The organism is Streptomyces sp. NPDC026538 (assembly GCF_055567535.1).
Genome location: NZ_JBVHQG010000005.1, coordinates 676303 through 700685, shown reverse-complemented (window position 1 = coordinate 700685; position 24383 = coordinate 676303). Strand labels below are relative to the sequence as shown.

Genomic DNA, 24383 nt, shown 5'->3' with positions numbered 1-24383 from the left:
GCCCATCCCCGCCCCGGAGAGCTCCGGCTGCCCAGCGCCACGCGCCAGCGCGAGGCGCGAAAGGAAACGATCATGCGTTCTTCACTCGCCACCTACATGCTCGGCGCAACCAGCTCTACCGCGTCTGCATTGAGCGGAGCCCCGTGGGGTGCAGTCCTTGCTCTGGCGGCAGTGGCGCTTCTACTGCCTGTGATCCTCATGGAGTGGCGTAATTGGCGAGGCGACTGCCACAGAAGGACGGTCGATCAGTGGGCCTAAGCGCGTCGTCGCCGGCAGGAGGACGAACGTCGGGAGATACACGGCCTGATCAGGAGCGAGATCAGCCAGCTGCCAGAACCGGCAACCCGAGTTGAGACGTACCTGCAAATCCTCGCGAGGACTGGTTCTGACGAGTACGTGCAGGAACCACACCCGGCGAGGGCGCCGGGAACTTCCCTTAGGAGGCGTTCGCCGAGGGAGGCCCCGGAGGCGACTTCCGATCCCCTGTGCCCGACCATCCACCCTCAGAGCCGTCGAGGGAGTCACATTCGTACAGGTCAGGGAGGGATTGAGGGTGAAGCGTGCGGCCCCTTCTAAGGGCCTGCTCGATCATTTTGGGAACGTGAGCACGGGCTAGCCTCGATCTTGCATGACGTCCGTCGGTTCTTCCGACGGACCGTCGCGAGCTGGTCGTGGGATTGCTGGTGGCCCGGCTGTCGCGTCGGGTGGGCGCCGGGTTCCACTGCTCCGGTGGGGTGATGCGGCTCGGAGGGACTCGAGGGTGCCGGTCATGCCGGGGTTCGGTAGGGCTTGGAGCCGGTCAACCGCTGCGCTGATCACGTCGATCCAGGGCCAGTGCGCCGCGAGGCGCAGGTAGCGGCGGCGGCCGGTGGTGACGAGTTGCGCGGCGGCTGAGAACAGGCGGAAGCGAAGTTTCTTGGGTTCCCAGCGGCGGTTCTCGCCGGTCAGGGCGAGCATCGGCATCCAGGCGAGCAGGTCCAGGGCGAGCTGGACGATCTCCAGCCAGATCTGGTTCTGGGCGAGGCCGTGGAAGGGAAGATTGCGCAGGCCGGTGGAGCGGGCGTCCCGGATGCGGTCCTCGCAGCGGGCACGCTGGCGGTGGCGCAGTTCGAGGCCGGCGATGGCTTCGCCGGGAGTGTTGGTGGCGAAGCAGGTCAGGCGCATGCCGTCGGCGTCGGTGAAGCGCAGTTGGGCTCCGGGGTGCGGGTGCTCCTTGCGGACGATCAGCCGCATCCCCTTCGGCCACCCCTTCAGGCAGTCCCCGCCGATCTCGGCCACCCAGGCGCCGTCGCGGACCTCGCCGCCGAGCTCGACGGCCGGGGTCCAGGCCGATGCCGGGACCTTCAGCACGGTCTGGTGAATAGTGTCGGTGATGGTCATGCCGACCGAGTACGACAGCCACCGGCCCCGCGCCGCGAGCCAGTTGACGAACTCGTGGGTGCCGCCGCCGGAGTCGGTGCGGATCAGTGTGCGGCGCCCGCGCCTAAACCTCTTCGGGAGCTGGGCCAGGGCCAGCTGGGTGGCGGTGATGTGGTCGGCGGCGGTGTTGCTGCCCGCGTTCCCCGCTCTGAGCAGGCCCGCGACCGGCTCACCGGCGCCGCCCGCCCCGTGGTCGACGAACCCCATGATCGGATGGTGGCCGAACGTCCGCTTCCAGGTCGCCGCGGCGTCCTGCTTGTCCGAGTGGGCGATCACCAGCACCCCGTCCAGGTCCACGATCACCTGACCGCCCTGGTCGGGGGCGGCTTCCCCGGCCAACGCCCAGACACGTTCGCGGACCTGGGCGCGGGCCCGACGGATCGCGCCCAGCGCACGCTTCCCGCTGCCGGCAAGCGTGTCGACCAGGCGGGAGATGGTCGGGTCGGAGGCCACCGGCCCGAACACCGCCGGCTCGGCCCGCAGCATGGCGACATCGGACAGACATTCCCCGCCCAGCGCCACCGCGAGCGCCACATCCAGCAGGATCTTGCCCGGATCGTGCACCGCCCGCGCCTTGCGCCACGGCGCCAACGCCGCCGATATCGCGCTGTCCAGCCCGGTCTTGCGGACCGTCTCCACCAACAGCCCCGCCCCGGCCTGCGAAACCACTCCACGACCGCCGCCCTCAACACGGACACGCGGGTAAGACCCGATACGCTTGGTCACCTGAGAAGTGCTTCTTTCCTCGCAGCCAAGAGGACTCTCGACAAGCCCTATCGTTGCAGGTCAGGAGCACTTCTCGCATGTGTGATCAAACCGGGTCTTCAAATTCAGTGGGGGTGCGCTTCTCGTCGGCTCCGGCGAGTGGTTGCACAGCGTGAGCGCAGGCGCTGGTTCTCTCAGTTCCTGAAGCCGAAGGCGTTCCGCGCTTCGAGCTTGATGCCGCGCTCGACCGTGTGCCGAGCCTTCGTCCGCCGGTTCCATCCTCTGCGAAGGCCATGACGTTCACAGGATCTGAGAGATCTTGTAGGCGAGGCCGCCTTCGACCGGGTATCCCGACCCGACGCAGACCGTGCCGTTGAGCCATGCGTAGGGCTCGGCCCCTGTCTCGAAGAGCGGGGTGGTCCGGAAGTAGTAGCGGGTGGGGTCGGGGTCGGCCATGGCGTCGGGCGCGGGCGGGTTGACCCAGCGGCCCCCGTAGGTCATGTACAGGAGGGCACCGTCGTGAGTGCGCAGAGTCAGGCGTATGTCCAGGCATATCGTTCCATCGGTGCCGATCAACGCCCAGTCTCCGCCGCCGGGGAGGACGTCGCCGTGCAGCCTGGGGCCGTGGAACGTGCCGCCTGCGGCACCGAAGAGAACCCGACGGCCGAACGGGCCGCTACCGAAGGGCAGGGGCGGGTCCAAGTCGACGACCATGTCGAACAGGTGTGCTGTGCGGATGTCGCCGATGTCCTTCACACGCGGGTCTGCTGTCACGTGGTGTCGCCTCCTGTGCGCGCGGGAAGAGGGTGCGTCGGACCTCGTCCGTCGAGACGCCCGACTGGGCGCACAGCGTGGCCATGTCGAAGAAGAACCGTTCGCCCGCGATGAGGTCGCTTTTGAAGGTTAACTGGATGCCCCGTTCCCTGCCGAAGTGACTCAAGCCAGGCATACTGGATGGTTCATTGAGCTCTTTCAGCGTTGCCGCTCCAGGGTGAGTACGGCGGCGGCGATTGGCGGCATTCGATTCGGGCTGCATCGGGACCTGCGGAAGATCCGCCACGACTTCAGTCGTGCGACGCCGCGCTCGACCGGTGCCCAAGCCGCGGACAGTGCGCGGTTGACGGTTTGCCGGGTAGGGTCCTGACGGTCTCCTATTCGTTGGCGAGAAGTCCAGCGGGCACTTCCTCGGAGCAGGCATCGTCAGGGCTCCTCTCTTGAAACCCATCTGCCCTGTTGTCACCTCTCCCCGCATCTCGGGAACCTCATAGCGGTGCTTGATCGCACGCACGAATGGTTTTCGAAGCGTGAGCCGTCACGATGATCGGACACCCCAGGCCGCCGCGGAACGATGCGCGCTCACTTGAGAAGTGCGTCCGGCGGGCGCTGCGATTAGGAACTCGCCAGCACCATTCTTGCTGGTCAAGGCACTCTTTGCCTGCCTGGCGGCCCGTCGCGCAACATGCTCCGTGAAAGCGCGAGGCTAGGCCGACCGCCGAGCGTCAGGCAGGTCAAGCGGCTCATGGTGATGCCAAAGCAGGTGGCGGTCACCGCGGCGCAGCTCTGCGTCTCCCCACTCAAGGCGCATGACTCCGGTACCCATGGCGCACGCGTAAGCCAGGAGTACCAGGCCGGCGTCCGGGTCGAGCTGACCCAGCTCTTTATGGAACTCCTGCTCTTGCAGCTCCTCAAGCCCAAGATCTAACTCCCCCTGCATGGGTTCGGGACCGTGACGCCGAATCAGATCAGCTCGGAGGCCGACTGCACGACGGAGACGAGCCACGGTGACCGGTACGTCCCGCTTGGCGTAGCGGATCGGGTAGAGCACCTGTCCGGCGACAACCATCACCGTGCGCGCTTGCAGACGCACCGCTGTGACGCCTGGAAGATCAGCGAGCCCCGCTGCGAGCTCCTCGTATTGCGAGGCGTGAAGACCATGTCCGTACGCTTCCAGGGTCTGCGTACCCACGCCCCGGTGGCCGTCCCGAGCCCGCTCATGAGCCCTACCGATGCACTCTGGGATCAGCTTCGACAGCGGCACAGCCAGCTCGCCGAAGACGCTCCGCGACCATGACGAGCGTGCGCCCAGGTCCCCCATCTCGTTCCCCCTCGTACTCACGGCACTGTCAGAGGCAACTGCCAAACTCCGACGGTGACGCACAGTTAGGCTCCCCACAAGGGCGCACAGCAGGCGCTCCCGGCGCAGACCTTCAACAACACCGAAGTTGCGCCATCAACATCAGCTGTTCTGTGGACTGTCGACGCCGCGTCAAAGCTGGTGAGCGCCGCGGTGGGGATTGCTGGCATCTGGACTATCTGTGCACAGATCCGCGGCAACTTGACTCGATAGGTCCGCTGACCAGCACGATCCCCACGAGGCGAGGGACCCCCGGAGCCGTGTGCGCAGGTTCGAATCCTGCCGGGGGCACTCGCCGGTTCAGAAACTTGAAAGTGCGATCTGACGAGGGCGGATGCCTACAGATGATGCCGGGAGTCAGTCTCACTGACTCCCCCCATTTCTCGTTGTCTCTCACCGTTTGCGCACTATCTGCGATACACGCGGCCCACCTCCGACACACCGCGTGTGGTCGCCACGCGGTGGCGGAAGGGTGCGGACATGCCCAAGCCAAAGACCTTCGCTGCCGGGGCAAGCCCCGGCTGAGCTCCGCTCCGCCGGGCGCGCTCCCGGCTCCGCGGCGGGCGCCGCTTTTGCCTTCGGCCCGCTCCGCTTACGGGGCCATGATCACTCCCGCCAAAGCAGCTCCCGGCCAAAGTCGCTCCGCTGCCCGCGTGGTAGCGGGCCGCGCTGCCCACCTTGGCTTCGGAGGCATCCATGGCCAGCTATGAAGAACACGAGCAGGCTGCCATCGACCTCTTGGCGCCGCTTAGAGCTGTCGCGGGAGGAACGGTCCAGGTGGACTACCGCTTGCAGATGGCTCAGGTGGAGGCGCTTCTGGCGCTCGCCGCAGCCATAGCCGGTCGCCATTATGGGGACGGGGCGCCGGGCCAGCCGCCGGTCCCGAACGGCCACGCCGGCTTCTGAAGAGGAATACCGCCGAAGCCGCTACGCGGTGTTGGGCGTCTTGGCTCGTCCGAGGTCGCACAGCGACGACCAACGCTGACAACCCTCGACAGCCAAGGCAAAGGTCACAGTATTGGTCGCGCCCTCCTCGAACGACTCCATGACCTGGATGCGGAAATTGCGGGGGACGCCGGCGTCGCGGAGGAGTTGTGCCGCTTCCCCGGTTCCGGCGTAGGGACCCAGGGCGCCGGTCTCGCAGGGGGCGAGTCCGAGCGGGTCAGCCCAGGACCGGGGATCGGTCACGTAGGCGACGGGGTTGGGGGCTGGGGCGAGCCCGAGGGGATCGAGCGTGAGGGAGCGGCCCGCTTCCGGGTCGTAGTGGCGGAAGTGTTGTAGTGGAGCTCGGTTTCGGGGTCGTGGTACTGGCCGGGGAATCGAGGGGCGTGTACGCCGCGCTGTCGGCGCCCCAGGAGGTCCTGTCCTACAGCGTGGAACGTGTGCGCCGGACGATCCCGCCGGATTCATCGACAAGTTCTGTTGGTGCTCCGACGAGATCGGTGACGATCGCGAAGAAGCGGGAGTCGATCTCCTTCTGCGGCGCGTCGAAGGTCGTGCGGCGTTCGTCTGGGCGATGGGGCGCAGGCCGTCGTGGTCCCAGGTGAGGACGACGGGATGGGGGCCTCTGATGTGAGGGTGGTCTGCTCGCAGAGGGTGGCGCCATCCCAGGTGAACGTGGTTTGTTCGACGATCGTTTGGTTGTCGCTGCCAGGCGCTGCCTGGCTACGGACTATCACCGTTGGTGAAAGGAACATCACCCTAGGTCAGCAGGCCGCCCAAGTTACTTCGCGGCAAAGCGGTCGCTCCGTCGGATGCGGCGCATGTGACACCGCCTGCTTCAAGTTTTTACGCCTGCCTCAAGGGCACTCGGCCAGTGAGCGCGGAGGTACTGAGATGAGTGCCGGAGAGAAAACCAAGGCGAAGGTCGAACAAGTCGTCGGAAGGACCGTGCGAAAGGCGGCCCATGCGGTGCACCAGGATGCCCTCGCAGCCAAGGGTGCCGCCCTCGAAGCGCGAGGAAGGGTGCGGGGCGCGAAGGAGAGGACCAAGGAAGCCTTCAAGCGGTGACGCGTCGGGACACTTGAGTCACTGTGCGTGGTCGCGTCTGGCGCGGAACCATTGACAGAACCATTGACCAAGGCAGTGGCCGACTGGACAGCCGTTCTGCCAAGGGGGCAGCAGAGCCGGTTCGTGTCCTACGCGTGGTGGGCGCCCGGCACGCCTCCGACACAGCCTGTGTCGCCGGCGTGGTGGGCGCCCGGCACGCCTCCGACACAGCCTGTGTCGCCGGCGCCCTCTGGCGAACTCCGCCGCCGGTCCAACCGCCCGGCGGTGTCAGTCCTGCCGGGCACAATGCCGTCCATGAGTGAGCGCTACGAGGTCGTCTTTTCCTGCTACTTGCGCGACGACACCCCCGAACAGGTCATGGCCGCCCTGCGGTGGCACTTGGGCATGGATGCCGAGTTTCCCGAAGGTCTCGACGATCAGGACGGATTCCTGTACCCGCTACTCCTTCCCGGTGGCTACGCAAACCGCCGGGTGCCCGGTGGAGACGTCGTGTCCCTGCGTCGCGAGGTGCAGGAGTTCACGAGATCCGGGGAGCGGTACGAATGGGAGCTCTTCGCACGTAACGACTGGGTTGACGACTCCATGCTTCACCTCCGGGGCCTGTTGGACCTGCTGGCCCCACACATCGCGCAACCCGGCTACGGGGGCCACTTCCGCCACATATTCGACACCGAAGTGACTGTCTTCGACTTCCACGACGGAACGTACGAGCCCATCAAGATATGGGGTGTCGACCCACGCTGACAGGCGGCGACGGGTTCGTTCCCCGCGTGACCCACCGAACGGACGTCAGCGGCGACGGCGAAACTTCCTGCCCCCTCTGGCGTCCCGGGCCGGCGGTTGGGCTGTCTGTCGTCAGCCCGCGCTCGTCCACGCATCCGGGTGGGGCACCAGCACTGCGGTGACCACCGCGTGGGACGAGGCCATGACATCGGCCACGAACCGCAGGCGCCCCATGTCGAGTCGGCGCAGCGCCGGGCCGTGGTCGGCGGCGACGACCAGAGAGGCGGCGAGCAGGAGAAGTCGCCACGAGGCCATGACCGGGCGGCGCGTTGCGCGGGGCAGCTCGGCCAGGGAGCCGTGCAGTCGCTCGCAGTGGAACGGGACGTGGCGCTGCTCGTCGGTCAGGATCCGTCCCGCCACTTCCGCCGTGAGCGAGTCGTCGGTGCCATCACGCAGGGCCCGGTAATAACGCAGTGCCACCACTTCCGCGATCATCAGCACCAGCAGTTCCATGCGTAGGCCCATGAGACGCCGCAACCGTACGAAGACCGTGTCGCTCCAGTGCCCCGTCAGCGTCTCTTTGCCCCCGGCGGCCAGCAACCGCGCGAGCAGACGGGCGTGGTTCTGTTCTTCGGCGATGAAGAGCCGGACCGCCTGCGCGTAGTCGGAGTCGCCGGCCTGGTCCGCCTTGCCGACGAGGTTGGCACCGTCGCCGTCCTCGCCGACCTGGAAGCGCTGGATGCTGGCCCACACCGCCGGATGCAGCGTCGCGCCTTGCCCCCAGTCCGGGTCACCCTCGGCGCGTCTGCGCTCCCGCTCGTCCTCGAACCGCCTTGTCCACTTGGCGAAGCCGCCCGTACGCACCCGGTCTCCCCTCTCCCGGACACGGCCCTCGTGCCCCGGAGAGGGACGACGCCCGCGGGCAGCAAACCGTTCCACTGCTGCCCGACGACCACGGTTCACGGATTCATGTGCACGCGCCGTGCGAGAGTCCTGCCGGTCCCCCCTGGTGAACGGGGGTCGTCACCCGACCGCGCCGGGCGCTGCCGGGGAGCGGACGAGGGAGGACTCGTGTACTGCGAATACGGCGTCGCAGCGACGGCGGACACCGGCATCGTGGGTGGCGATGACCACGGCGCATCCGGCCTCGCTCATCTCGCGAAGGATGTCGATGACGACCGTGCCGTTGTCTTCGTCGAGTGCACCGGTCGGCTCGTCCGCGAGCACCAGGGCCGGCCGCTGGACCATGAGACGCGCCAGAGCCACGCGCTGCTGCTCGCCACCACTGAGGTGGAAGATCTTCTCCTTCTCGCGCCCCGCCAGACCGACGCGGTCAAGGGCTTCAGCGACAGCCGCACTGCCGTCGTTCCTGCCGTAGCCGTTGCCAGTGCCGTTGCCGTTCCCTTTGCCCTCGCTCCGCGCCAACCGCCGTGGCTTGGAGACCACTTCCAGGTTCTCGACGACCGTCGCGTTCTCGATCAACGCATAGTGCTGAAACAGATAGCCGAGAGTGTCACGGCGGAACCGACGGACATCACCTCGGCCGAATCGGGTGATGTCCTTCCCCTCGTGCCGGATCGTCCCGGTACTCGGCCTGTCGAGCAGGCCGAGGCAGTTCAGGAGGGTCGACTTGCCCGATCCACTCGGCCCTACGAGGGCAAGCATCTCACCACGGTTGACGGTGAGGTTGACGTTGCGCCACAAGGTCCGGGCGCCGAAGACCTTCGAAAGGTTCTCGATTTCGATCACAACATACTCCGGCTGAATGGCGGGTTTTTCGCACGGGCGGGGCTCACGACTCCGTCGCCCCTTCCTTCACGATGCGGCGATGGAAGAACGCGAGAGCGAGCAGCACGGCTCCGAGTTCGAAGACAACAAGACCGGTGATGACGGTGAGATCCAGTGCGCTGATGTGAATCGGCTGGAAGGGGGCAGGCGCGCCGGCCGCGGCGAACCTCTTCAGTTCCTGGTTCTGCTGCCAGGCCTGGAAAGGGACCCGCGTGGCGAAGACAAGCGCGATGGCCACCTCCACGGCGAGGACGAAGCGGTGGTTGGCGACATATCTCCAGCCGCCGATGTGTCGTACGAATATGCTCTGCGCGTTCTTTCGCGCGTAGATGAGGCAGACACCGACCCCGGCGATGAGAAGCACTATCACGGCAACAACAAGGTTGAATATCTCAAGCCGGAGCTTGGTGACCGCACTTCGTAGGTCCAGGGCGGTCTTCTGCCCGACCGGGCTCACCGAGTTCACGTAGTTCTGGACTTTTTTCGTCCTGATGGCATTCAGCACGTCATCAGGGTCGGGGAAGACCACTCCCGCCTGGGTGGCGAACGAGGTATAGGCGTCGTCCGTGAGGAAATGCGAACCATTGGGTACGGCGACGATGATCGGGTCGCGCACCAGGGACCTGTCCTCGTCCGCACTGTGCGCGGAATTGTAGACGTACGTGCCGGTGCTGTAGCCGAAGAGGCGCTGTCCGTCTCTACTGCTGAGTGTTTCCATCGGGATGTGCCGACTGCGATCCGGATCGATGATCTCGGAGGCCGCCTTGGCGATCGTCGCTGTGCGCGAGGAGAGGGAATCGGGAATGATGACCCGTACCGAGCGGGAGTCCGGTGCCTTGCCGCTCCGGGCCTCGGACACATAACGCCGTCCTGCGGGGTCGAAAACCGGCTGCTTGCCGAGATACGTGTCGTTGACGATGAGAATCTCTCCGGCCGGCAGCCGCGCGTCCGGCGCGGAGACCTGGAGGTCCCTGCGCCCGGCGACAATGACCTCGCCCCGCTTGTCGGCCTGGCGCAGCCACGGACCGACATGGTCGTTCAGTTGGTCCATGTGCATGGCGAAGGCGCCGTTGAGGCGGATCGAGACCGCGTCGCCCACGGTGCCGTAGATGTCCCGGTTCTCCTGGCGGGTCAGTACGTCCCGGCTCGCGAGCGTGACGTTCGTGGCGATGCCGAGAGCGAGCAGCAGCGCGGGGACGCGTACGAGGTAGACGCTGACGGACGCCGCCCGTGAGGGCAGTTCGCCCTTGAGGGCGTGCAGTACGTCGACCTTGTAGGTCAGAGCCAGCGCACCCGCGTGAGTGGCCAGCACCAGGGCGACGAGCAGGGCGGCGATGCCCGCGGCCAGCGCAGCGAACAGCCCCAGCCAGGCAAGGCCGTTGTAGAAGCCGAGGAAGGCGAGCGCCGCGGCCGTCACGGTGGCGACCGCGGTCAGCCAGAACACGGCCAGCTGCCGTAGCTCGCGAAGGAGGATGCCGGCGAAGGACATGCCCTGCATCCGCAGAATTCCGTACGACTTGGCGTTGAGCAGCACGCTCGCGCCGGTCATCGTCAGCGCCGCGAGGGCGACCACGCAGAAGGCCCAGTACAGGGGATCGTCCGAGTATCGGTCGACCAGTTCGGTGTACGACAGGGGGTGGGTAACGCCTACGGTCATGCCGTGGTCGTCGAGCTCCGCCTTCAGGGCGTCGGCCGCCGCGGCTGATCCGAACACGTAGTAGGAACCCCGCGGGTCCTGCTGTCCGATCTCGGAGATCGGATGCACCCGCGTCTCGTAGTTCCTGCTGAACGCCGGATAGCCCTTGTCCAACCAGTCCGCGGTCACGGAATGGGGTCCGCCCGGAGCCAGGTAAAGATGCCGAATCCCGTCGGGGTTCTTCAGATCGGCCACCTCGCGGGCCACCCCGACTTGGTGCTCGGCCGAGAAGGACTTGATTTCCCGGACGACTTGGGCACCGCTGACAGAATTGTCCGAATCCGCCACGTCGACCAGGGCCGAGTTTCCCAGGACCCCGCTCTCGTCCAGGCCGCGCAGGAACAGAAAGGCAAGGACTGCGGAGAAGGCCAGGACGGCGGCGTGGACGAATCGTATACCTCGATGCAGCATGGGATACCTAGGTCGAGGGCGCTCGGGAGCGCCCGTCCGGGAATTCATGGTCCGAGCAGAAAGGCTGTGGAGGCGAGGAATGCTCGCCTCCACAGCCAACAGAGCTCAGTCAGGCAACCGAGAGCGGCGCCACTCGTGGCTGCCTAGACTCGTCGAGTTTCGACCGGGAGGCTCAGCAGTTCGGGTTGTAGTAGTACGACACCGAGCCGTTCAGCCCCGCCGAGGCGAGGGACCACTTCCCCTTCGCGGTGCAGCCGCTGCCGAATACCGTGCCGCCCGTCTTCACCGAAGACGCGTGCTGGTTGTTCGGGTGCTTGTAGTTCGACCACGCCGTGTTGGCGCCATGGTCGTAGCTCCACGTGCCACCGCCCACATCGACGGTGGTCGCCAAGGCCGGCGTGGCCGCGGCCACGATGATGGCAGTGGCCGCCAGCGCAGCCTTTACCCCGTTGCGCATGCTCAAGACTGACTCCTCGTCATCCTGTTTTGGTCGGAACAGGGACAGATCTTGAACGAAAAATATGAGCGCGAGCAACCGAATATTCGAGTAACCCAGATCACAGCAGTAAATCGGCCGTGGCATGCATCAGGCAGGGTGCGCGATTTCCGGCCAACCGACCAGGACCACGTGCGGGTCGGAGAGAGAGATGAAACGCGCGAGTGGATGTCAAATACCGTTTCCGGGTTGCACTAAATATCGCCAGATTCAGGGGAGAGTTTTCAGCCATGGCCTCGGGGGCGTGGCGGACTTTTTCATGTACATGTACTGTCGTCGGGTTACGGGGAGGCGCAGACAATGTCCCTTGCCTTGCCGGCCAGTCTGGAATGCGCGCTTTTCTCGGGTGCTCCCGCGCGAACCGACAGCCGGTCCGGCGGGTCCTCAGTCATGTCGACGAACCGCTGACTTCAGTTCGCACCGCTACCCGAGGGCCCGACCACCTTCATGACTCCCCATCTGACCGCCCGCCGCCGACCCCTGCCCGTCTGGCTGATTCCCCTGCTGTGGACCCTGGCCCTGGGTGGGTGGGGACTGTCCCGGCAGCACAGCCTGTGGCGGGACGAGGCGGCGACCTGGCAGGTGGCCCAGCGGCCCACCCCCGAGATCTGGCACATGCTGGGGCAGGTCGACGCCGTACACGGGCTCTACTACCTGCTGATGCACGGACTCTTCGAATGCTTCGGGCCCGGCACGACGACGCTGCGGCTGCCCTCCGTGCTGGCCGTGGCGCTGGCCGCGGCCTGCGTGACGGTCATCGGCCGGCGACTGGCCGGGACCTGGGCGGGTCTGGGGGCGGGACTGTCACTCGGCCTGCTTCCGGCGGTGCAGTTCTATCTCCAGGAGGGGCGCCCGTACGCACTGGTCACGGCCGGAGCCGCGATCTCGACGCTGCTGCTGGTGACCGTGCTCGAGGGCCGCGGCGGAACAGCGCGGTGGGCGGCCTACGCCGGAGCCGTCCTGCTGTGCGGGTTGCTGAACTGGCTGGCGCTGATGATTCTGCCCGCGCACGCGGCGACCCTGATCTGGACACGGGCCCGGCGCGCGGTGTGGACCCGATGGACGGCGGCCTCGGCGGCGGCCGTGGCGGGCGTGCTGCCCCTGATCCTGTTCAGCCGGAGCCAGTCCGAACAGATCTCCTGGATACCGCCGTTGACCTGGCACATGATGATCGGCCCGGCGGTCCTGCTGGCGATCGGTGGCCTCGGCGCCCTGCTGGACCGGCCGCAGGCGGGCCGGCTGTCGGCGGCAGCCGTGGGGCTGCCGCTGCTCGCGGTGCCGCAGTTCATCCTGGTCGGCCTCTCCCTGGTCCAGCCGCTGTTCCTGGACCGGTACGTCCTGTTCAGCCAGCTGGGTCTGGCGCTGCTGATCGGGACGGCGCTGGGCACGGCGGTACGGGCGGCCACGCCGCGCTTCCCGAGGGCATCGCCCTGGATCCTCCCCGCGGTGATCGCCGTGGCCATGGCGGCGCTGCTCCCCCAGTCCCTGGCCAAGCGCTCCCCGGCCAGCCGGGTGGACGACGTCTTCGCCGTGGCGACGGACGTACAGCGACTCAAGAAGCCCGGAGACGCGGTGGTCTTCGTACCTGCGGCGCGACGCGACACCAAGCTCGTCTCCCCCCGCGCCTTCACCGGTCTGCGGGACATAGCCCTGACCGAGAGTCCGGAGAAGTCCGGGACGCTCAAGGGTGTGGAGGCCGCCCCGGCCCGGATCCGGACGGTGATGCTGGCCCAGCGACGGATCCTGCTGGTGACGGACAAGGCGGAGGTCGCGACGCCGGTGTCGGCGCAGCGGGACCAGACGAAGATCGCAGTGCTGAAGAGGTACTTCACGCCGGTGACGGACGAGCAGGTCCGCGGTCGCAGGGTGACGGTGTACCAGCGCATCGGGAGCCCGTGACCGGGCACGTGGCTCCGACGGCGAGGACGGTGAGAACGGTGAGGACCGTGAGGACGGTGAGGACGGCCCGAGGACACAGCCGCGTGGGCGTGGCAGCCCCGCCTCGACCGTGAAGTGGTCCCCTGGGCGCCTGGCGAGAGGACTGTCCGTCAGGCCGCGTTCGGGTCCGGGGCCTTGGAGGCGGACTGGGTGTGGGGGGACTTCTGCCGGGTCCGCAGGGCCACCAGTGTGGCGAGGCCGGCCGCCGCCGCTCCGGCGAGCATCGCGGCGCGGTCACCGACCGCCATGCTGCTGTGGCCCGTTCGGTCCACCGCGTCGGCGATGGCGGGAAGCAGCGCCGCTCCCAGCGCGGCGCCCAGCTGGCGGCTCATGTTGACCACGCCGCCCACCAGACCCTGGTCGCGGTCGGCGACGCCGGCGCTGGCGGTCACCATGCTTCCGAACGCCGTGCCGGCGGTGCCGAACCCGACCAGGGCCACGGCCGCCAGCTGTGCACGGTAGCCGCCACCCATGGGGAGCTGAGTCAGGATCAGGAAGCCGGCGGTGGCGGCCAGCGCGGTCAGCACCAGGACGCGCTGGATCCCCACGCGTCGCGCCAGCCGGGCGCCCAGCAACCCGGTCACCAGGCCGACGATGCCCTGCGGGGCGACCACCAGGCCGGCCACCAGCGGGGACATGTGCAGAACTTCCTGGAGGTACACGGAGAGCACCAGCATCTCCCCGCCGTTCCACAGGCCGAGCAGCATCATCAGGGTGCCGGCACTGCGCAGCCCTCGGGTGCGCAGCAGCGCGAGCCGCACGAGCGGATCGGCACGCCGTTGCTCGACGGCGAAGAACGCCACGGCGGCCAGGGCCGACAGGCCGAGCGGAACCAGCACGCCGGCGGATCCCACGCCGGTGATCCCGGCCTGGGAGACCGCGAAGACCAGCGCGGCGACGGCTCCCGTGATGAGCGTCGCGCCGACGGTGTCCAGGTGCCGCCCGGCCCGGCGCAGCCTCGACTCGTGCAGGAGACGGGGGGCCAGCAACAGGGCGGCCAGCCCCACCGGAACGTTCACCAGGAACACCGAGCGCCAGCTGAAGAACTCCACCAGGACACCGCCGAGCACCTGCCCGGCGACGAAGCCGACCGACGCCGTCGCCCCGTACAGGCCCAACGCACGGGTGCGCCGGGGGCCTTCGGGGAAGCCCGTGGTGATCAGGGAGAGCGCGGCGGGCGCGACCATCGCGGCGCCACAGCCCTGCACCGTGCGGGACACGATCAGGAGCAGCGGATCGTGCGCGAGCCCGCCGGACAGCGACGCGGCGGTGAAGACGCCGATCCCGGCCATGAACAGGCGCCGCCGCCCGTAGAGGTCCCCTGCGCGGCCGCCGAGGATCAGCAGCCCGCCGAAGGTGATCGCGTAGGCCGTGACCACCCACTGCACGGAGGTGGCCGAGATGCCGAGCTCGTGCTGGATGGACGACAGCGCGACGTTCACGATGCTGAAGTCGAGCACCACCATGAAGGACGCGACGAGGATCAGCGCGAGTCCCAGCCGTGGGTGCCCGGAGGCAGGGGCGGGGGCCGGCGTGCCCGCCGTCGGGACGGGGTCCCCGGGGGGCCGTGTCAGGCCGTTCTCCGGGTCACTTCGGGTGGCCGGCACAGCTGCTGCGGTCATCACCGGGGTCCTCTCTTGTGGGGTCCTGCGCGGCCCTTGCTCAGAAACCGCGCAGAAACCGCGCAGGGCTGGTACGGGGCTTGTACGGGGCTGGTCAGGCGGCGGTGTACACCGCGGCCAGGTCGTCGTCGGCGTGCCTTGCCGCGACGTCCCGCCAGCGGGGCAGCAGCGCCTGGGTGAGCGCGAGTTCGGTACCGCTGGCCCGCGCCGCCTGCACCGCCAGCTCGGCGTCCTTGAGCGCGTGCTTGAGCGCGAACGCGGGGGTGAAGTCACCGGTCAGCATGGTGGTGGCCTTCTGCATGGCGTACGGCGACGCGAGTGGCGTCGACTGCAGCAGGTCCACGATCGCGGTCGGGTCCAGACCGAGCCGGCGGGCGAAGGAGAGAGACTCCGCGGTGGTCTCGGCGAGGTCGACGAGCCAGTTGTTGAGCACCAGCTTGGCGCTGGTGCCGGCACCGGCCGGGCCCAGCCAGACGGTGGCCCTGCCGAGCGCGCCGAACATCGGGGCGAGGCCGTTGCGCATCCGGTCCGGCCCGCTGGCCAGGACGATGAGCTGCCCGGCCCGGGCCGGGCCCTCGCTGCCGGAGACCGGGGCGTCCACGAACGTCACCCCGTGGCGGGCGGCGGTGCGGCCGAGCCGGGCCGTCCATTCGGCTCCGACGGTCGCCATCTGCACCCAGACCAGCCGGGGCGCATGGGCCAGGAATCCGTCGGGTCCGGTGGCCGCCTGTTCGGTGGCGGGACCGTCGGCCAGCATGGTGACGAGGATCCCCGCACCCCGGACGGCCTCCGCCGGGGTGGGTGCTACGGCGGCGCCCACGCCGGTGAGGAGTGCGGCGCGGTCGGCGGTCCGGTTCCACACCCGTACGTCGAAACCGGCGCGGGCCAGGTTGGCGGCCATGGGGGCGCCCATTCGCCCGGTGCCCACGAAGGCGATCGGCGGGGTCCCCGTTGCGTGGCGGCGACCGTGCTGGTCGTCGGGGGCGGTGTGCTGTCGGGCGGGCGAGTTGGTGCTCATGGCATTCCCTCCGGCGGTGGTGGGGTTCGTACTTCGACGGTCGCAGCCGCGGAAATCCACTGGTAGTGGCCCCACGCTTGCCGGGGTACAAGCCGGGCTTGTACGGGAGCGCAGGCCTCGACGGCCGGAAGGCCGCAAGATCGCAGAACGGCATGACCGGGAGATCGGAGGACCGGAAGACCGGGAGACCGGAAGACCGGGAGACCGGAAGACCGGGAGACCGGGAGACCGGAAAGCCTCACCCCCGTGATCGACGAGTACGCGTCGACCACCCGTCGACCACGCACGTCCATCGACCTCGACCACGCGCCCCGTCGTCCACGTCCGTCTGCGCGCGGCCACCACGCACAGCGGTGACAACAGCCCTTCCGGCCACACCGCCCCTACGCCCCGCTGTCGCCCCGTCAGTGGGTTCGGCCGCTGTGACGCTTCTGGCTCTGGCGGGTCAGGATGTGGGCGATCAGGTCGCGGGCCGCGCCGCTGGGCGGGCTGGCGGCGCCGTCCCAGACGGCGCGCAGAGTGCGGCGCAGGTCGAGTTCGGGTGTCTGTACCGCGACGAGCCGGCCGCTGGCCAGGTCGTCGGCGACGGCGAGTTCACTGATGACCGCGGGTGCCGCACCGGCCAGCGCGGCCGAGCGGATCGCCGCCGTGGTGGACAGCGACAGCGCCGCGGGGGCCTGCGGGACACCGGGGCCGAGTACGGCGCTCAGCGCGGCGGTGAAGGTGTCCCGGGTACCGGAGCCGCTCTCCCGACTCACCAGCGGAGTGCCGGCCAGTTCGGCGGCGCTGACGGGCCGAGGGCGTGCCCACGGGTGGCCGGGAGCGACGACGACCGTGAGCCGGTCGTGGCCGACGGCCCTGCCGTGCAGTCCGGCGGGTTCGTGCGGGCCCTCGGTGAAGCCGATGTCCGCGATGCCCTCGGTGACATGGGTGACGACCATGGCGGTGTTGGCGTAGGTCAGGACGATCTCCGGGGCGTGCCTGCCCGGCGGGGTCTCCGCGCGGAAGGACGCCAGCCAGCCGGGCAGGAGCATCTCGGAGATGGTCGAGCTGGCGCTGACCCGGAGCCGGGCCCGCTGGCCGGCCCGCAGTGCCGTGATCCCGGCGTCCATTTCGGCCGCGACGTCCAGCAGCCGGGCGGCCCACTCCGCGATCATGACGCCTTCGACGGTCAGACTGGACCCGCGTGGGGTCCGGTGCACGAGGGTGACCCCGGTCTGTGCCTCCATCGCGCGGATCCGCGCCGATACGGCCTGCTGACTCACCCCGGCCTTGCGGGCGACGCTGTTCAGGCTGCCTTCCCGGGCTACACCGAGCAGCAGTTCCAGCGCGGCCAGGTCGGGGACATGCGTGCTGAGCATCGTCCCAGCCCTCCCAGCTGTGAGCCAGGGTTCCTGCCCCTCAAGCGTACGACCGCCGTTCGACCGCCATACGACGCCATACGACCGCCGCACGACCGCCGCACGACCCCCACCGGGGCCCGGCCGTGGTGGCGGGCCGCCGTGGTGATCACTCGCCGGGTGAGGTCTCGCGAGGCGGGGCGACGATGTCCGGGCTCGACCACGAGGACGTGGGCTTGACGGCCGGCGGCCGTAACCGGGTCCGCCCCGCCCGGTGGCCTGACCAGGGGGACGGGGCGGGACGCGTTCAGACGCTCAGTGCGATCGCGGCACCGATGCCGCCCAGACCGAGCGCGACGGCGGCGGCGGCCCAGCCGCCCGAGCGCCAGGGGAAGAACCGGTCGACGGACAGCCGACCAGGGCCGATGGCGGCGAGGGCGAGGGCCACGATGCAGATGGCGACGCTGTACTCGACACCGCCGTTCTGGATCCACAGGCCGTGGGCCCCGCTCACGGTCACCATGGCGTTGATCATCACGCCGATGATGGCGGCGGCAGCCAGCGGAGTGAACAGTCCGACGGCCAGACCGAGCCCCCCGGCGAGTTCGGACAGGCCTCCGAGCAGGGCGAACACCTTGCCCGGGTGGTAGCCGAGGGCGTCGAAGCCTCTGCCGGTGGCCGCCAGGCCCGGCCCCCCGAAGATGCCGAACAGCTTCTGCGCACCGTGGCCGGCCATCAGCAGTCCGAAGGTCAGCCTGATCAGCAGCAGTCCGCAATCACCGGCGGACAGCCGGGGACCAGCGCCGGCGGCATGCGTACCGCCCGGGGGGCCCGAGGCGGCCGGGTCGGCGGGCCTGCGGATCTCCGCGACGGGGCCCGCGGGGGCGCGTGCCTGGGTCAGTGACAGGACATGAGTTCTACCGAAGGGGTGGAGATGCAGAGCACGCATGACGATGCCTTCGCAGGTGAGAACGAGCCGGTCTGCCCGCTATAAGGCGAGCACTCCCCTTCGTCCAGCATTGCGCCATTACCTCAGCACATCCACCGGTATGTTGAAATATGCATTATTCCGATCGTTGATAACGAGCATGGCGCAACCCGGCGGCCATGGGGCGCGGTGCGCCACGGGGATCCGGACGGCGTCGGAGAAGCGCACGGTGACGGGTCGCCGGAGAAGCCGAGACGCGCGTCCGACACGGAGCCGCGGTGCCGGACGGGAGTGGTTTCATGCGGAGCGCTTGCGCGCTGCGACCGTCTTCTTGGCCGTCGACTTCTTCGCCGCCGTTTTCTTGGCCGTCGACTTCTGGGCCGTCGCCTTCCGGGCAGGCGTCTTCGCGGCAGACGTCTTCGCGGCCGTCCCCTTCGTCGCCGTCTTCTTCGGCGCCGTCTTCTCCGCCGTCGCCGTCTTCTTCGCCGCCGTCTTCTTCGCCGCCGCCCTCGGCCTCTTGCTCGGCATCGGGGTGACCTCCGCCTCCTCACCCCGCGACTCCTCGCCCCTCGACTCCTTCGCCGCGCGGACGCTCTTCTCCAGGGCCGCCATCAGGTCCAGGACCTTGCCGCCCTTGGCCGGTTCGGGGGTCTCCGGTGGGGCCTCACCGGCCGCCTTCGCGGCGATGACCTCCTCCAGGGCCGTCCGGTACTCGTCGTGCAGGTCCTCCAGGTCGACCTCGCCGAGGGTGTCCATCAGGGCGTCGGCGAGGTCGAGTTCCTTGTCGCGGACGGTGACGTCGACGTCGGGGGCGACGCCCTCCGGGGCGCGGACCTCGTCCGGCCAGAGCAGGCCGTGCATGGCGATGGCGTCGCCGACCACGCGGAGCATGCCGAGGCGTTCCCGGCCGCGCAGCGCGTATTTCGCGATGGCCACCTTGTGGCTGCGTTTCAGGGCCTCACGCAGGAGGGTGTACGGCTTCGCCGCCGGGGCGCCGCTCGCCGCCAGGTAGTACGCCGCGTCCATCTGGAGCGGGTCGATCCGGTCGGCCGGGACGAAGGCCACGATCTCGATGGTGCGGGCGGTGGGGATGGGCAGGTGGGACAGGTCGTCGTCGCTGATCGGGATGATCGAGCCGTCGGCGTCCTCGTACCCCTTGCCGATCTCCGACTGGGTGACCTCGCGGTCCTCCAGCTCGCAGAACTTGCGGTAGCGGATCCGGCCGTTGTCCTCGGTGTGGACCTGGCGGAAGGAGATCGAGTGGCTCTCCGTGGCGTTCACCAGCTTGATGGGGATGCTGACGAGCCCGAAGGAGATCGCGCCGTTCCATATGGATCGCACCTGCGGTTTCCTTCCGTCCGGACGTCCATCGCCTGCATGAGAATTTTGTATGAGATTGTCATCGTATGACGCCGATCACAGAGGTGGACGGGCGGAGGATCGCGCTCAGCAATCTGGAGAAGGTGCTGTATCCCGCGACCGGGTTCACCAAGGGCGAGCTGCTGCACTACTACGCGACGACCGCCGAGGTTCTGCTGCCGCATCTGCGCGACCGGCCGGTGTCCTTCCTGCGCTATCCGGACGGGCCGGACGGGCAGGTGTTCTTCACCAAGAACGTGCCGCCGGGTACGCCCGAGTGGGTCACCACCGCCGAGGTGCGCCGGTCGGACGGGCCGGCCCGGATGGTGCTGGTGCAGGACCTGGCGAGCCTGATGTGGGCGGCGAACCTGGTCACCGAGTTCCATACGCACCAGTGGCTGGTGCGGACGCCGGACGAGGCCGACCGGATCGTCTTCGACCTGGACCCCGGGGCTCCGGCGACGGTGGTGGAGTGCTGCGAGGTCGCGCTGTGGCTGCGGGAACGGCTGGCCGAGGACGGGATCGAGGCGTACGCCAAGACGGCCGGATCGAAGGGGCTGCACCTGCTGGCCGGGGTGCGGGGGGCGTCCAGCGAGCGGGTGAGCGAGTACGCCAAGGGGCTGGCCGTGGCGGCGGAGCGGGCGATGCCGCGACTGGTGGTGCACCGGATGACGCGGAGCCTGCGGCCGGGGAAGGTGTTCGTGGACTGGAGTCAGAACGCGGGTCGGAAGACCACGGCGGCCCCTTACACGGCGCGTGCGCGGCGGGAGCCGATGGTGTCCGCACCGGTGACTTGGGAGGAGATCACGGAGTGCCGGCGGGCGGAGGAGCTGGAGTTCCGGGCCGGGGAGGTCGCGGGGCGGGTCCAGCAGTACGGGGACCTGCTGGCACCGCTACTGGACCCGGAGCGGGCGACGCCGCTGCCGTGAGCGGGACGGGAGCCGACACGACGCCGCCGCCCTGAGCGGAGACCAGCGGCCGACGCGACGCCGCCGCCCTGAGCGGGGCCAGATCACAGGGGCCAACCCGACGCCGCCGCCCTGAGCGGGGCCAGATCAGGACCAACCCGACGCCGCCGCCCCGGAGCGGAGACAGGGGCCAACCCGACGCCGCCGCCGTGAGCGGAGACCAGGGGACGAGCGTCAGACCCTTCCCCACGTGTTGCGGTCCCGTGCCATCGCGTGCAGTGCCTCGACGTCCGTCGGTTTGAGGATTTCGCCCAGGCGGGACAGGCCCTCCAGGTCCCGGTCGCGTAGGACGCGGACCGCGCGGGGCGGGGCCGTCAGCGTGACGTCCGCCGGGTCGGTCAGCGCCAGGACCGGGTGCACCTCGGCCGTCAGGGCGTAGGAGGCCCGGTCGGCGTCCGCGCGCAGGCGGCGCAGCAGCGGCCGGGGCTCACGGCGGCCCAGGGAGACCATCGGGTCGGCGACCAGTACCTTCTGCTTGCGGGCGTAGAGCGCGTGCACGCAGAAGAGGCCGCCGGGGCCGATCAGCAGATGGTGGAGGCGGTCGCCGCCGGGCAGCGGGACGGAGTGCAGGGCGTGCCAGCCCACGCCGTCCAGTTGGTCCAGGGCGTCGCCGACGGTCTGCTCGGCGGTCAGCGCGCGGCGGCGCGGGTCGGGGCGCAGGCGGTGGGCCGGACCGGGGTCCCGGTCGAGAGCGATCAGCAGCGCCTCGCCGGGGCGGTTGGGCGCGAGGTCGTCATCGGGGTGCAGGGTCAGCCGCGCCAGTTCGGCGGGCGTGGGTACCGGTGGCGGGCCGACCGTGACCGAGCCGGTCAGGAACGGCCGCAGGGTTTCGAGTACGTCGTCCCGGCGCTCCTCGCTGAGCAGATTGACCCGGGCCGCCTCACGGTCGTACCAGGCGATGTTCCGTCCGTCCGTGAGGCAGACGTACAGCCGTTCCTGGCCGTGGCGCCAGGTCGGCACGACGCGCAGTCCGCTCATTGCGACATCACCCCACGACCATGGGAACAGGCGGGGTGCTCCGCGGGCAAGAACCCCGCTACCTTTGACAGGGGTTGACGGCCAGGGTTGGACGGACAGGGGTTGGCGCGCGCAGCGGGGAGGCGCCGGTGCGGATCCGTGGAGAGCAGTACGACGTTCCGGCTCCGGACAGCCCGTGGAGCGAGGTGCTGCCCGGGCTGTGGATGGGCGGCCACGAGTTCCGGGGGCGTGCGGGGCAGCTGGAGTCCGTTGTCGTACGGGACGAGTTCGATCTGGTGCAGAGTCTGCTGCGGCTGCCCGGACACGGCCCGGACACCGGGGTCGAGCATCAGGTGTGGCCGATCCCCGACGGGCCACTGGACGGTACCCAGCTGGCCGGCGTGATCCGGCTCGCCCGGGCGGCCAGTGAGGCCTTGGACGCCGGGCGGTCGGTGCTGGTGCGCTGCTACAGCGGGTACAACCGGTCGGGGCTGGTGGTCGCGCAGGCGCTGGTGCACCGGGGGCGTACGGCCGAGGAGGCGATACGGCTGGTGCGGGCCCGGCGCTCGCCCTGGGCGCTGCACAACGAGCTGTTCGTCGCCTATCTGCGCGCCGGTCTGACCACCGCCCGGCTGCTCGAGGAACTCGCCGAGTAGCCTCTCCCCTGCTCTCTCCCGTGCACCGGCCCCCCGGGCACAAAAAGGATTTCCCTACGAATTCGCGAATAAGGTGTACGGGGCCCCGAGACCCACAACCCCCCGAACCGCCCAGGAGCAGCGTGCCGACCCGTCGTCCCCTCCGTACCGCCCTCGCCGCCACCGCCGTCGCCCTGCTGGCGACGGCGGTGTCCGGCTGTGGCGACTCCGGCGGGCTCCAGGAGGCCGGAGCCACCCCGACCGCGGTCAGCCCCGTGAAGCTCTGGCCCGACCTGCGGCCGGCGTCCAGCCCGGCCTGGCCCTACGACGAGGGCAGCGCGCAGACCGTGAAGGGCGTCACGGTTCCCGGCGACGACCTCCGCGGGGTCGATCCGGTGGCCGTCGTACGGGCGGAGATCGCCTCGGACTCGGCGGCCTACGGGTCCAAGGGCGCGTACCACGAGACCACGAACCGGATGAAGGAGTGCGCGGCCGGTGGCGGCGGGGCGCGGTGTCCGCTGCTCAAGCCGTACTACCGGGATCTGACCGGGGACGGGCGGGACGAGCTGACGCTCGGCTTCCGGCTGTATCCGACCAACCAGACCGCGCTGCGCGTGTACACCGTCGAGAACCACCGGCTGGTGCAGGTGCTGGAGGACGACGACGCGATCATCGGGGTCGAGCTGGCCGGGCGGGCGGTCATCGTGCGGTCGCCGGCCGGGATCACCGGGTACGAGTACCGGACGACCTGGGCGTGGGACCCGGAACAGAAGGCGATGGTGTTCTCCCGGGACGAGTTCCTGCGCACCGGCAAGGCACGGCACAGCCGCACGCCGGCACCCTCCGCGCCCCCGGCTTCCGCCTCCGCCGCTCCGCCGGCCTCCGCCTCCCCCTCCGCGAGTGCGCGATGAGGCTTCCCCGCTGGGCCGGGACGCTCGCGGCGAAGTCGGCCGGGTTCATCACGGTGATGTGCTGTGCGCTGGCCGCGCTGCTCGGCGTGCTCGTGCATGTGTCGGTCACCGACCAGACCGTCGCACAGGCCCGTGATCAGGCATTGTCCCGGCTGACGGACGCGACGACCGCGTACGAGGCGGGCGACGCGCTGCTGCCGGGCTCGGCGATCGACCCGCCGGGGCTGCCGCCGCGGCTGCGGGTGCTGGCGGTGGCCGGGGAGCGCGGCACGATGGTCTCCAGGGAGGACGGTCGCCCCACGATGTGGGCGGCGGGCCCGGCCGACCACGGCCGGGCGCTCGCGGTGGCCGTCGACTACTCCCAGCAGGCCCGTACGATCGCCGGCCTGGACCGCTCCATCCTCTGGTCGTCGGCCCTCGCCATCGGGGCGACGCTGCTGGTCGGCGCGTTCGCGGTGACCCGGGTGACCCGGCGGCTGCACGGCACCGCGCAGGTGGCCCGGCGGATCAGCGCCGGGGACCTGGACGCGCGGGTGCACGACCCCCGGACGAAGGATCCGACCCGGCCGCAGGACGAGGTGGCCGCGGTCGCCGCCGCGCTGGACCGCATGGCCGCGTCGCTGCAGAGCAAGCTGCTGAGCGAGCAGCGGTTCACCGCCGACGTGGCGCATGAGCTGCGGACGCCGTTGACCGGGCTGCACGCGGCGGCGGAACTGCTGCCTCCGGGGCGGCCGACGGAACTGGTGCGGGACCGGGTCGCCGCGCTGCGCACACTCACCGAGGACCTGCTGGAGATCTCCCGCCTGGACACCGGCCGGGAGCGGCTGGAGACCGACGCGGAGGCGCTGGGCGCGCTGGCCGAGCGGGTGGTGCGGGCGTCCGGGACGGAGACCGAGGTGAAGGTCGTACGGGACGTGTGGGTGGAGACGGACCGGCGGCGGCTGGAACGGGTACTGGGGAACCTGGTCGCCAACGCGCACCGCCACGGGCGGGCGCCGGTGGTGCTGACGGTGGAGGGCAAGGAGGTCACCGTCCGGGATCACGGGAGCGGGTTTCCCGAGTACCTGGTGGCACACGGGCCCCAGCGGTTCCGGACGGAGGGCGGAGCCAAGGGGCACGGGCTGGGGCTGACGATCGCGGTGGGGCAGGCGGAGGTGCTGGGCGCGCGGCTGTCGTTCGGCAACGCGATCGACGGCGGGGCCGTGGCGACGTTGACGCTGCCGTAGGGAGCCGCGGGCGGTGCGCGCGGCTGCGGGCCGTCTGTGGCTCGTCGCGCGGTTCCCCGCGCCCCTTTGGGCAGGTGCACTGGCCCCACCCAAAGGGGC

20 protein-coding genes and 3 pseudogenes are annotated in these 24383 nt (G+C 69.6%); 8 read left to right on the top strand and 15 right to left on the bottom strand.

Going from position 1 to position 24383, the window contains the following annotated elements:
- Nucleotides 1–771: 771 nt before the first annotated feature.
- The 4 genes and pseudogenes from ACZ4N4_RS23640 to ACZ4N4_RS23625 form a co-directional block, all read right to left on the bottom strand.
- A pseudogene (locus tag ACZ4N4_RS23640) lies at nucleotides 772–2145 on the bottom strand (IS1380 family transposase); the annotation flags it as partial.
- A 279-nt stretch (nucleotides 2146–2424) separates the two neighbouring features.
- A complete protein-coding gene (locus ACZ4N4_RS23635; RefSeq protein ID WP_453385810.1) occupies nucleotides 2425–2898 on the bottom strand; it encodes a DUF3237 domain-containing protein in 474 nt (157 codons plus the stop codon).
- A gap of 198 nt (nucleotides 2899–3096) precedes the next feature.
- Nucleotides 3097–3261 (bottom strand): annotated as a pseudogene (locus tag ACZ4N4_RS23630) (IS5/IS1182 family transposase); the annotation flags it as partial.
- 343 nt (nucleotides 3262–3604) lie between these two features.
- Nucleotides 3605–4090 carry a hypothetical protein gene (locus tag ACZ4N4_RS23625; protein WP_467591769.1) on the bottom strand — a complete coding sequence of 162 codons (486 nt, stop codon included), beginning with the start codon at nucleotides 4088–4090 and terminating at the stop codon, nucleotides 3605–3607.
- Between the two features lie 864 nt (nucleotides 4091–4954).
- On the opposite strand from ACZ4N4_RS23625, the gene ACZ4N4_RS23620 reads away from it, so the two are divergent.
- Complete coding sequence (locus ACZ4N4_RS23620; RefSeq protein WP_453577665.1) at nucleotides 4955–5164, top strand: hypothetical protein; 210 nt, start codon at nucleotides 4955–4957, stop codon at nucleotides 5162–5164.
- Between the two features lie 234 nt (nucleotides 5165–5398).
- Here the strand turns inward: ACZ4N4_RS23620 and ACZ4N4_RS23615 are convergent.
- A pseudogene (locus ACZ4N4_RS23615) lies at nucleotides 5399–5904 on the bottom strand (RHS repeat-associated core domain-containing protein); the annotation flags it as partial.
- Between the two features lie 190 nt (nucleotides 5905–6094).
- Here ACZ4N4_RS23615 and ACZ4N4_RS23610 point away from each other — a divergent pair.
- Together ACZ4N4_RS23610 and ACZ4N4_RS23605 are read left to right on the top strand one after the other, a co-directional pair.
- On the top strand, nucleotides 6095–6268 hold the full coding sequence (locus tag ACZ4N4_RS23610) for a hypothetical protein (RefSeq protein ID WP_453577667.1): 174 nt from the start codon (nucleotides 6095–6097) through the stop codon (nucleotides 6266–6268).
- Between the two features lie 294 nt (nucleotides 6269–6562).
- Nucleotides 6563–7012: a hypothetical protein gene (locus ACZ4N4_RS23605; protein WP_453577670.1), complete on the top strand. Its 450-nt coding sequence runs from the start codon at nucleotides 6563–6565 to the stop codon at nucleotides 7010–7012.
- 111 nt (nucleotides 7013–7123) lie between these two features.
- On the opposite strand, the gene ACZ4N4_RS23600 is transcribed toward ACZ4N4_RS23605, so the two are convergent.
- The 4 genes from ACZ4N4_RS23600 to ACZ4N4_RS23585 form a co-directional block, all read right to left on the bottom strand.
- On the bottom strand, nucleotides 7124–7855 hold the full coding sequence (locus ACZ4N4_RS23600; protein WP_467591764.1) for a ferritin-like domain-containing protein: 732 nt from the start codon (nucleotides 7853–7855) through the stop codon (nucleotides 7124–7126).
- Between the two features lie 159 nt (nucleotides 7856–8014).
- Complete coding sequence (locus ACZ4N4_RS23595; RefSeq protein ID WP_467591761.1) at nucleotides 8015–8740, bottom strand: ABC transporter ATP-binding protein; 726 nt, start codon at nucleotides 8738–8740, stop codon at nucleotides 8015–8017.
- 43 nt (nucleotides 8741–8783) lie between these two features.
- Nucleotides 8784–10886, bottom strand: coding sequence for a hypothetical protein (locus tag ACZ4N4_RS23590; protein WP_467591758.1), 2103 nt, complete (start codon nucleotides 10884–10886; stop codon nucleotides 8784–8786).
- Between the two features lie 172 nt (nucleotides 10887–11058).
- Complete coding sequence (locus ACZ4N4_RS23585; RefSeq protein ID WP_453577754.1) at nucleotides 11059–11343, bottom strand: lactococcin 972 family bacteriocin; 285 nt, start codon at nucleotides 11341–11343, stop codon at nucleotides 11059–11061.
- A 486-nt stretch (nucleotides 11344–11829) separates the two neighbouring features.
- On the opposite strand from ACZ4N4_RS23585, the gene ACZ4N4_RS23580 reads away from it, so the two are divergent.
- A complete protein-coding gene (locus tag ACZ4N4_RS23580; protein ID WP_467591755.1) occupies nucleotides 11830–13281 on the top strand; it encodes a glycosyltransferase family 39 protein in 1452 nt (483 codons plus the stop codon).
- A 149-nt stretch (nucleotides 13282–13430) separates the two neighbouring features.
- Here ACZ4N4_RS23580 and ACZ4N4_RS23575 read toward each other — a convergent pair whose 3' ends face one another.
- From ACZ4N4_RS23575 to ku, 5 genes are all read right to left on the bottom strand, one after another.
- Nucleotides 13431–14942, bottom strand: a complete 1512-nt coding sequence (locus ACZ4N4_RS23575) for an MFS transporter (protein WP_467591752.1) — start codon at nucleotides 14940–14942, stop codon at nucleotides 13431–13433.
- 94 nt (nucleotides 14943–15036) lie between these two features.
- Entirely contained in the window at nucleotides 15037–15960 is a 924-nt protein-coding gene (locus tag ACZ4N4_RS23570) for an NAD(P)-dependent oxidoreductase (RefSeq protein ID WP_467591749.1), read from the bottom strand.
- A gap of 404 nt (nucleotides 15961–16364) precedes the next feature.
- Nucleotides 16365–17321 carry a LysR family transcriptional regulator gene (locus ACZ4N4_RS23565; protein WP_467591747.1) on the bottom strand — a complete coding sequence of 319 codons (957 nt, stop codon included), beginning with the start codon at nucleotides 17319–17321 and terminating at the stop codon, nucleotides 16365–16367.
- 286 nt (nucleotides 17322–17607) lie between these two features.
- A complete protein-coding gene (locus ACZ4N4_RS23560) occupies nucleotides 17608–18090 on the bottom strand; it encodes a DoxX family protein (RefSeq protein WP_467591847.1) in 483 nt (160 codons plus the stop codon).
- A 435-nt stretch (nucleotides 18091–18525) separates the two neighbouring features.
- The gene (gene ku, locus ACZ4N4_RS23555; RefSeq protein WP_467591744.1) at nucleotides 18526–19569 is read right to left on the bottom strand and encodes a non-homologous end joining protein Ku; all 1044 of its coding nucleotides are present in this window, start codon (nucleotides 19567–19569) and stop codon (nucleotides 18526–18528) included.
- A gap of 65 nt (nucleotides 19570–19634) precedes the next feature.
- Here ku and ligD point away from each other — a divergent pair, with 65 nt between their 5' ends.
- Nucleotides 19635–20516: a non-homologous end-joining DNA ligase gene (gene ligD, locus ACZ4N4_RS23550; RefSeq protein ID WP_453577686.1), complete on the top strand. Its 882-nt coding sequence runs from the start codon at nucleotides 19635–19637 to the stop codon at nucleotides 20514–20516.
- 213 nt (nucleotides 20517–20729) lie between these two features.
- Here ligD and ACZ4N4_RS23545 read toward each other — a convergent pair whose 3' ends face one another.
- Nucleotides 20730–21533, bottom strand: a complete 804-nt coding sequence (locus ACZ4N4_RS23545) for a nuclease-related domain-containing protein (RefSeq protein WP_467591740.1) — start codon at nucleotides 21531–21533, stop codon at nucleotides 20730–20732.
- 128 nt (nucleotides 21534–21661) lie between these two features.
- On the opposite strand from ACZ4N4_RS23545, the gene ACZ4N4_RS23540 reads away from it, so the two are divergent.
- From ACZ4N4_RS23540 to ACZ4N4_RS23530, 3 genes are all read left to right on the top strand, one after another.
- Complete coding sequence (locus tag ACZ4N4_RS23540; protein WP_453577692.1) at nucleotides 21662–22168, top strand: protein-tyrosine phosphatase family protein; 507 nt, start codon at nucleotides 21662–21664, stop codon at nucleotides 22166–22168.
- 122 nt (nucleotides 22169–22290) lie between these two features.
- Complete coding sequence (locus tag ACZ4N4_RS23535; RefSeq protein WP_467591736.1) at nucleotides 22291–23058, top strand: hypothetical protein; 768 nt, start codon at nucleotides 22291–22293, stop codon at nucleotides 23056–23058.
- Entirely contained in the window at nucleotides 23055–24284 is a 1230-nt protein-coding gene (locus tag ACZ4N4_RS23530) for an ATP-binding protein (RefSeq protein WP_467591733.1), read from the top strand. Before ACZ4N4_RS23535 ends, ACZ4N4_RS23530 begins: the two co-directional genes overlap by 4 nt.
- Nucleotides 24285–24383: the final 99 nt, after the last annotated feature.

Coding starts and splice junctions, on each gene's coding strand:
- ACZ4N4_RS23610 (WP_453577667.1), top strand. CDS start 6,095: ATGAGTGCCGGAGAGAAAACCAAGGCGAAGGTCGAACAAGTCGTCGGA.
- ACZ4N4_RS23605 (WP_453577670.1), top strand. CDS start 6,563: ATGAGTGAGCGCTACGAGGTCGTCTTTTCCTGCTACTTGCGCGACGAC.
- ACZ4N4_RS23580 (WP_467591755.1), top strand. CDS start 11,830: ATGACTCCCCATCTGACCGCCCGCCGCCGACCCCTGCCCGTCTGGCTG.
- ligD (WP_453577686.1), top strand. CDS start 19,635: ATGACGCCGATCACAGAGGTGGACGGGCGGAGGATCGCGCTCAGCAAT.
- ACZ4N4_RS23570 (WP_467591749.1), bottom strand. CDS start 15,960: ATGAGCACCAACTCGCCCGCCCGACAGCACACCGCCCCCGACGACCAG.
- ACZ4N4_RS23575 (WP_467591752.1), bottom strand. CDS start 14,942: ATGACCGCAGCAGCTGTGCCGGCCACCCGAAGTGACCCGGAGAACGGC.
- ACZ4N4_RS23545 (WP_467591740.1), bottom strand. CDS start 21,533: ATGAGCGGACTGCGCGTCGTGCCGACCTGGCGCCACGGCCAGGAACGG.
- ACZ4N4_RS23530 (WP_467591733.1), top strand. CDS start 23,055: ATGAGGCTTCCCCGCTGGGCCGGGACGCTCGCGGCGAAGTCGGCCGGG.
- ACZ4N4_RS23585 (WP_453577754.1), bottom strand. CDS start 11,343: ATGCGCAACGGGGTAAAGGCTGCGCTGGCGGCCACTGCCATCATCGTG.
- ACZ4N4_RS23590 (WP_467591758.1), bottom strand. CDS start 10,886: ATGCTGCATCGAGGTATACGATTCGTCCACGCCGCCGTCCTGGCCTTC.
- ACZ4N4_RS23565 (WP_467591747.1), bottom strand. CDS start 17,321: ATGCTCAGCACGCATGTCCCCGACCTGGCCGCGCTGGAACTGCTGCTC.
- ACZ4N4_RS23620 (WP_453577665.1), top strand. CDS start 4,955: ATGGCCAGCTATGAAGAACACGAGCAGGCTGCCATCGACCTCTTGGCG.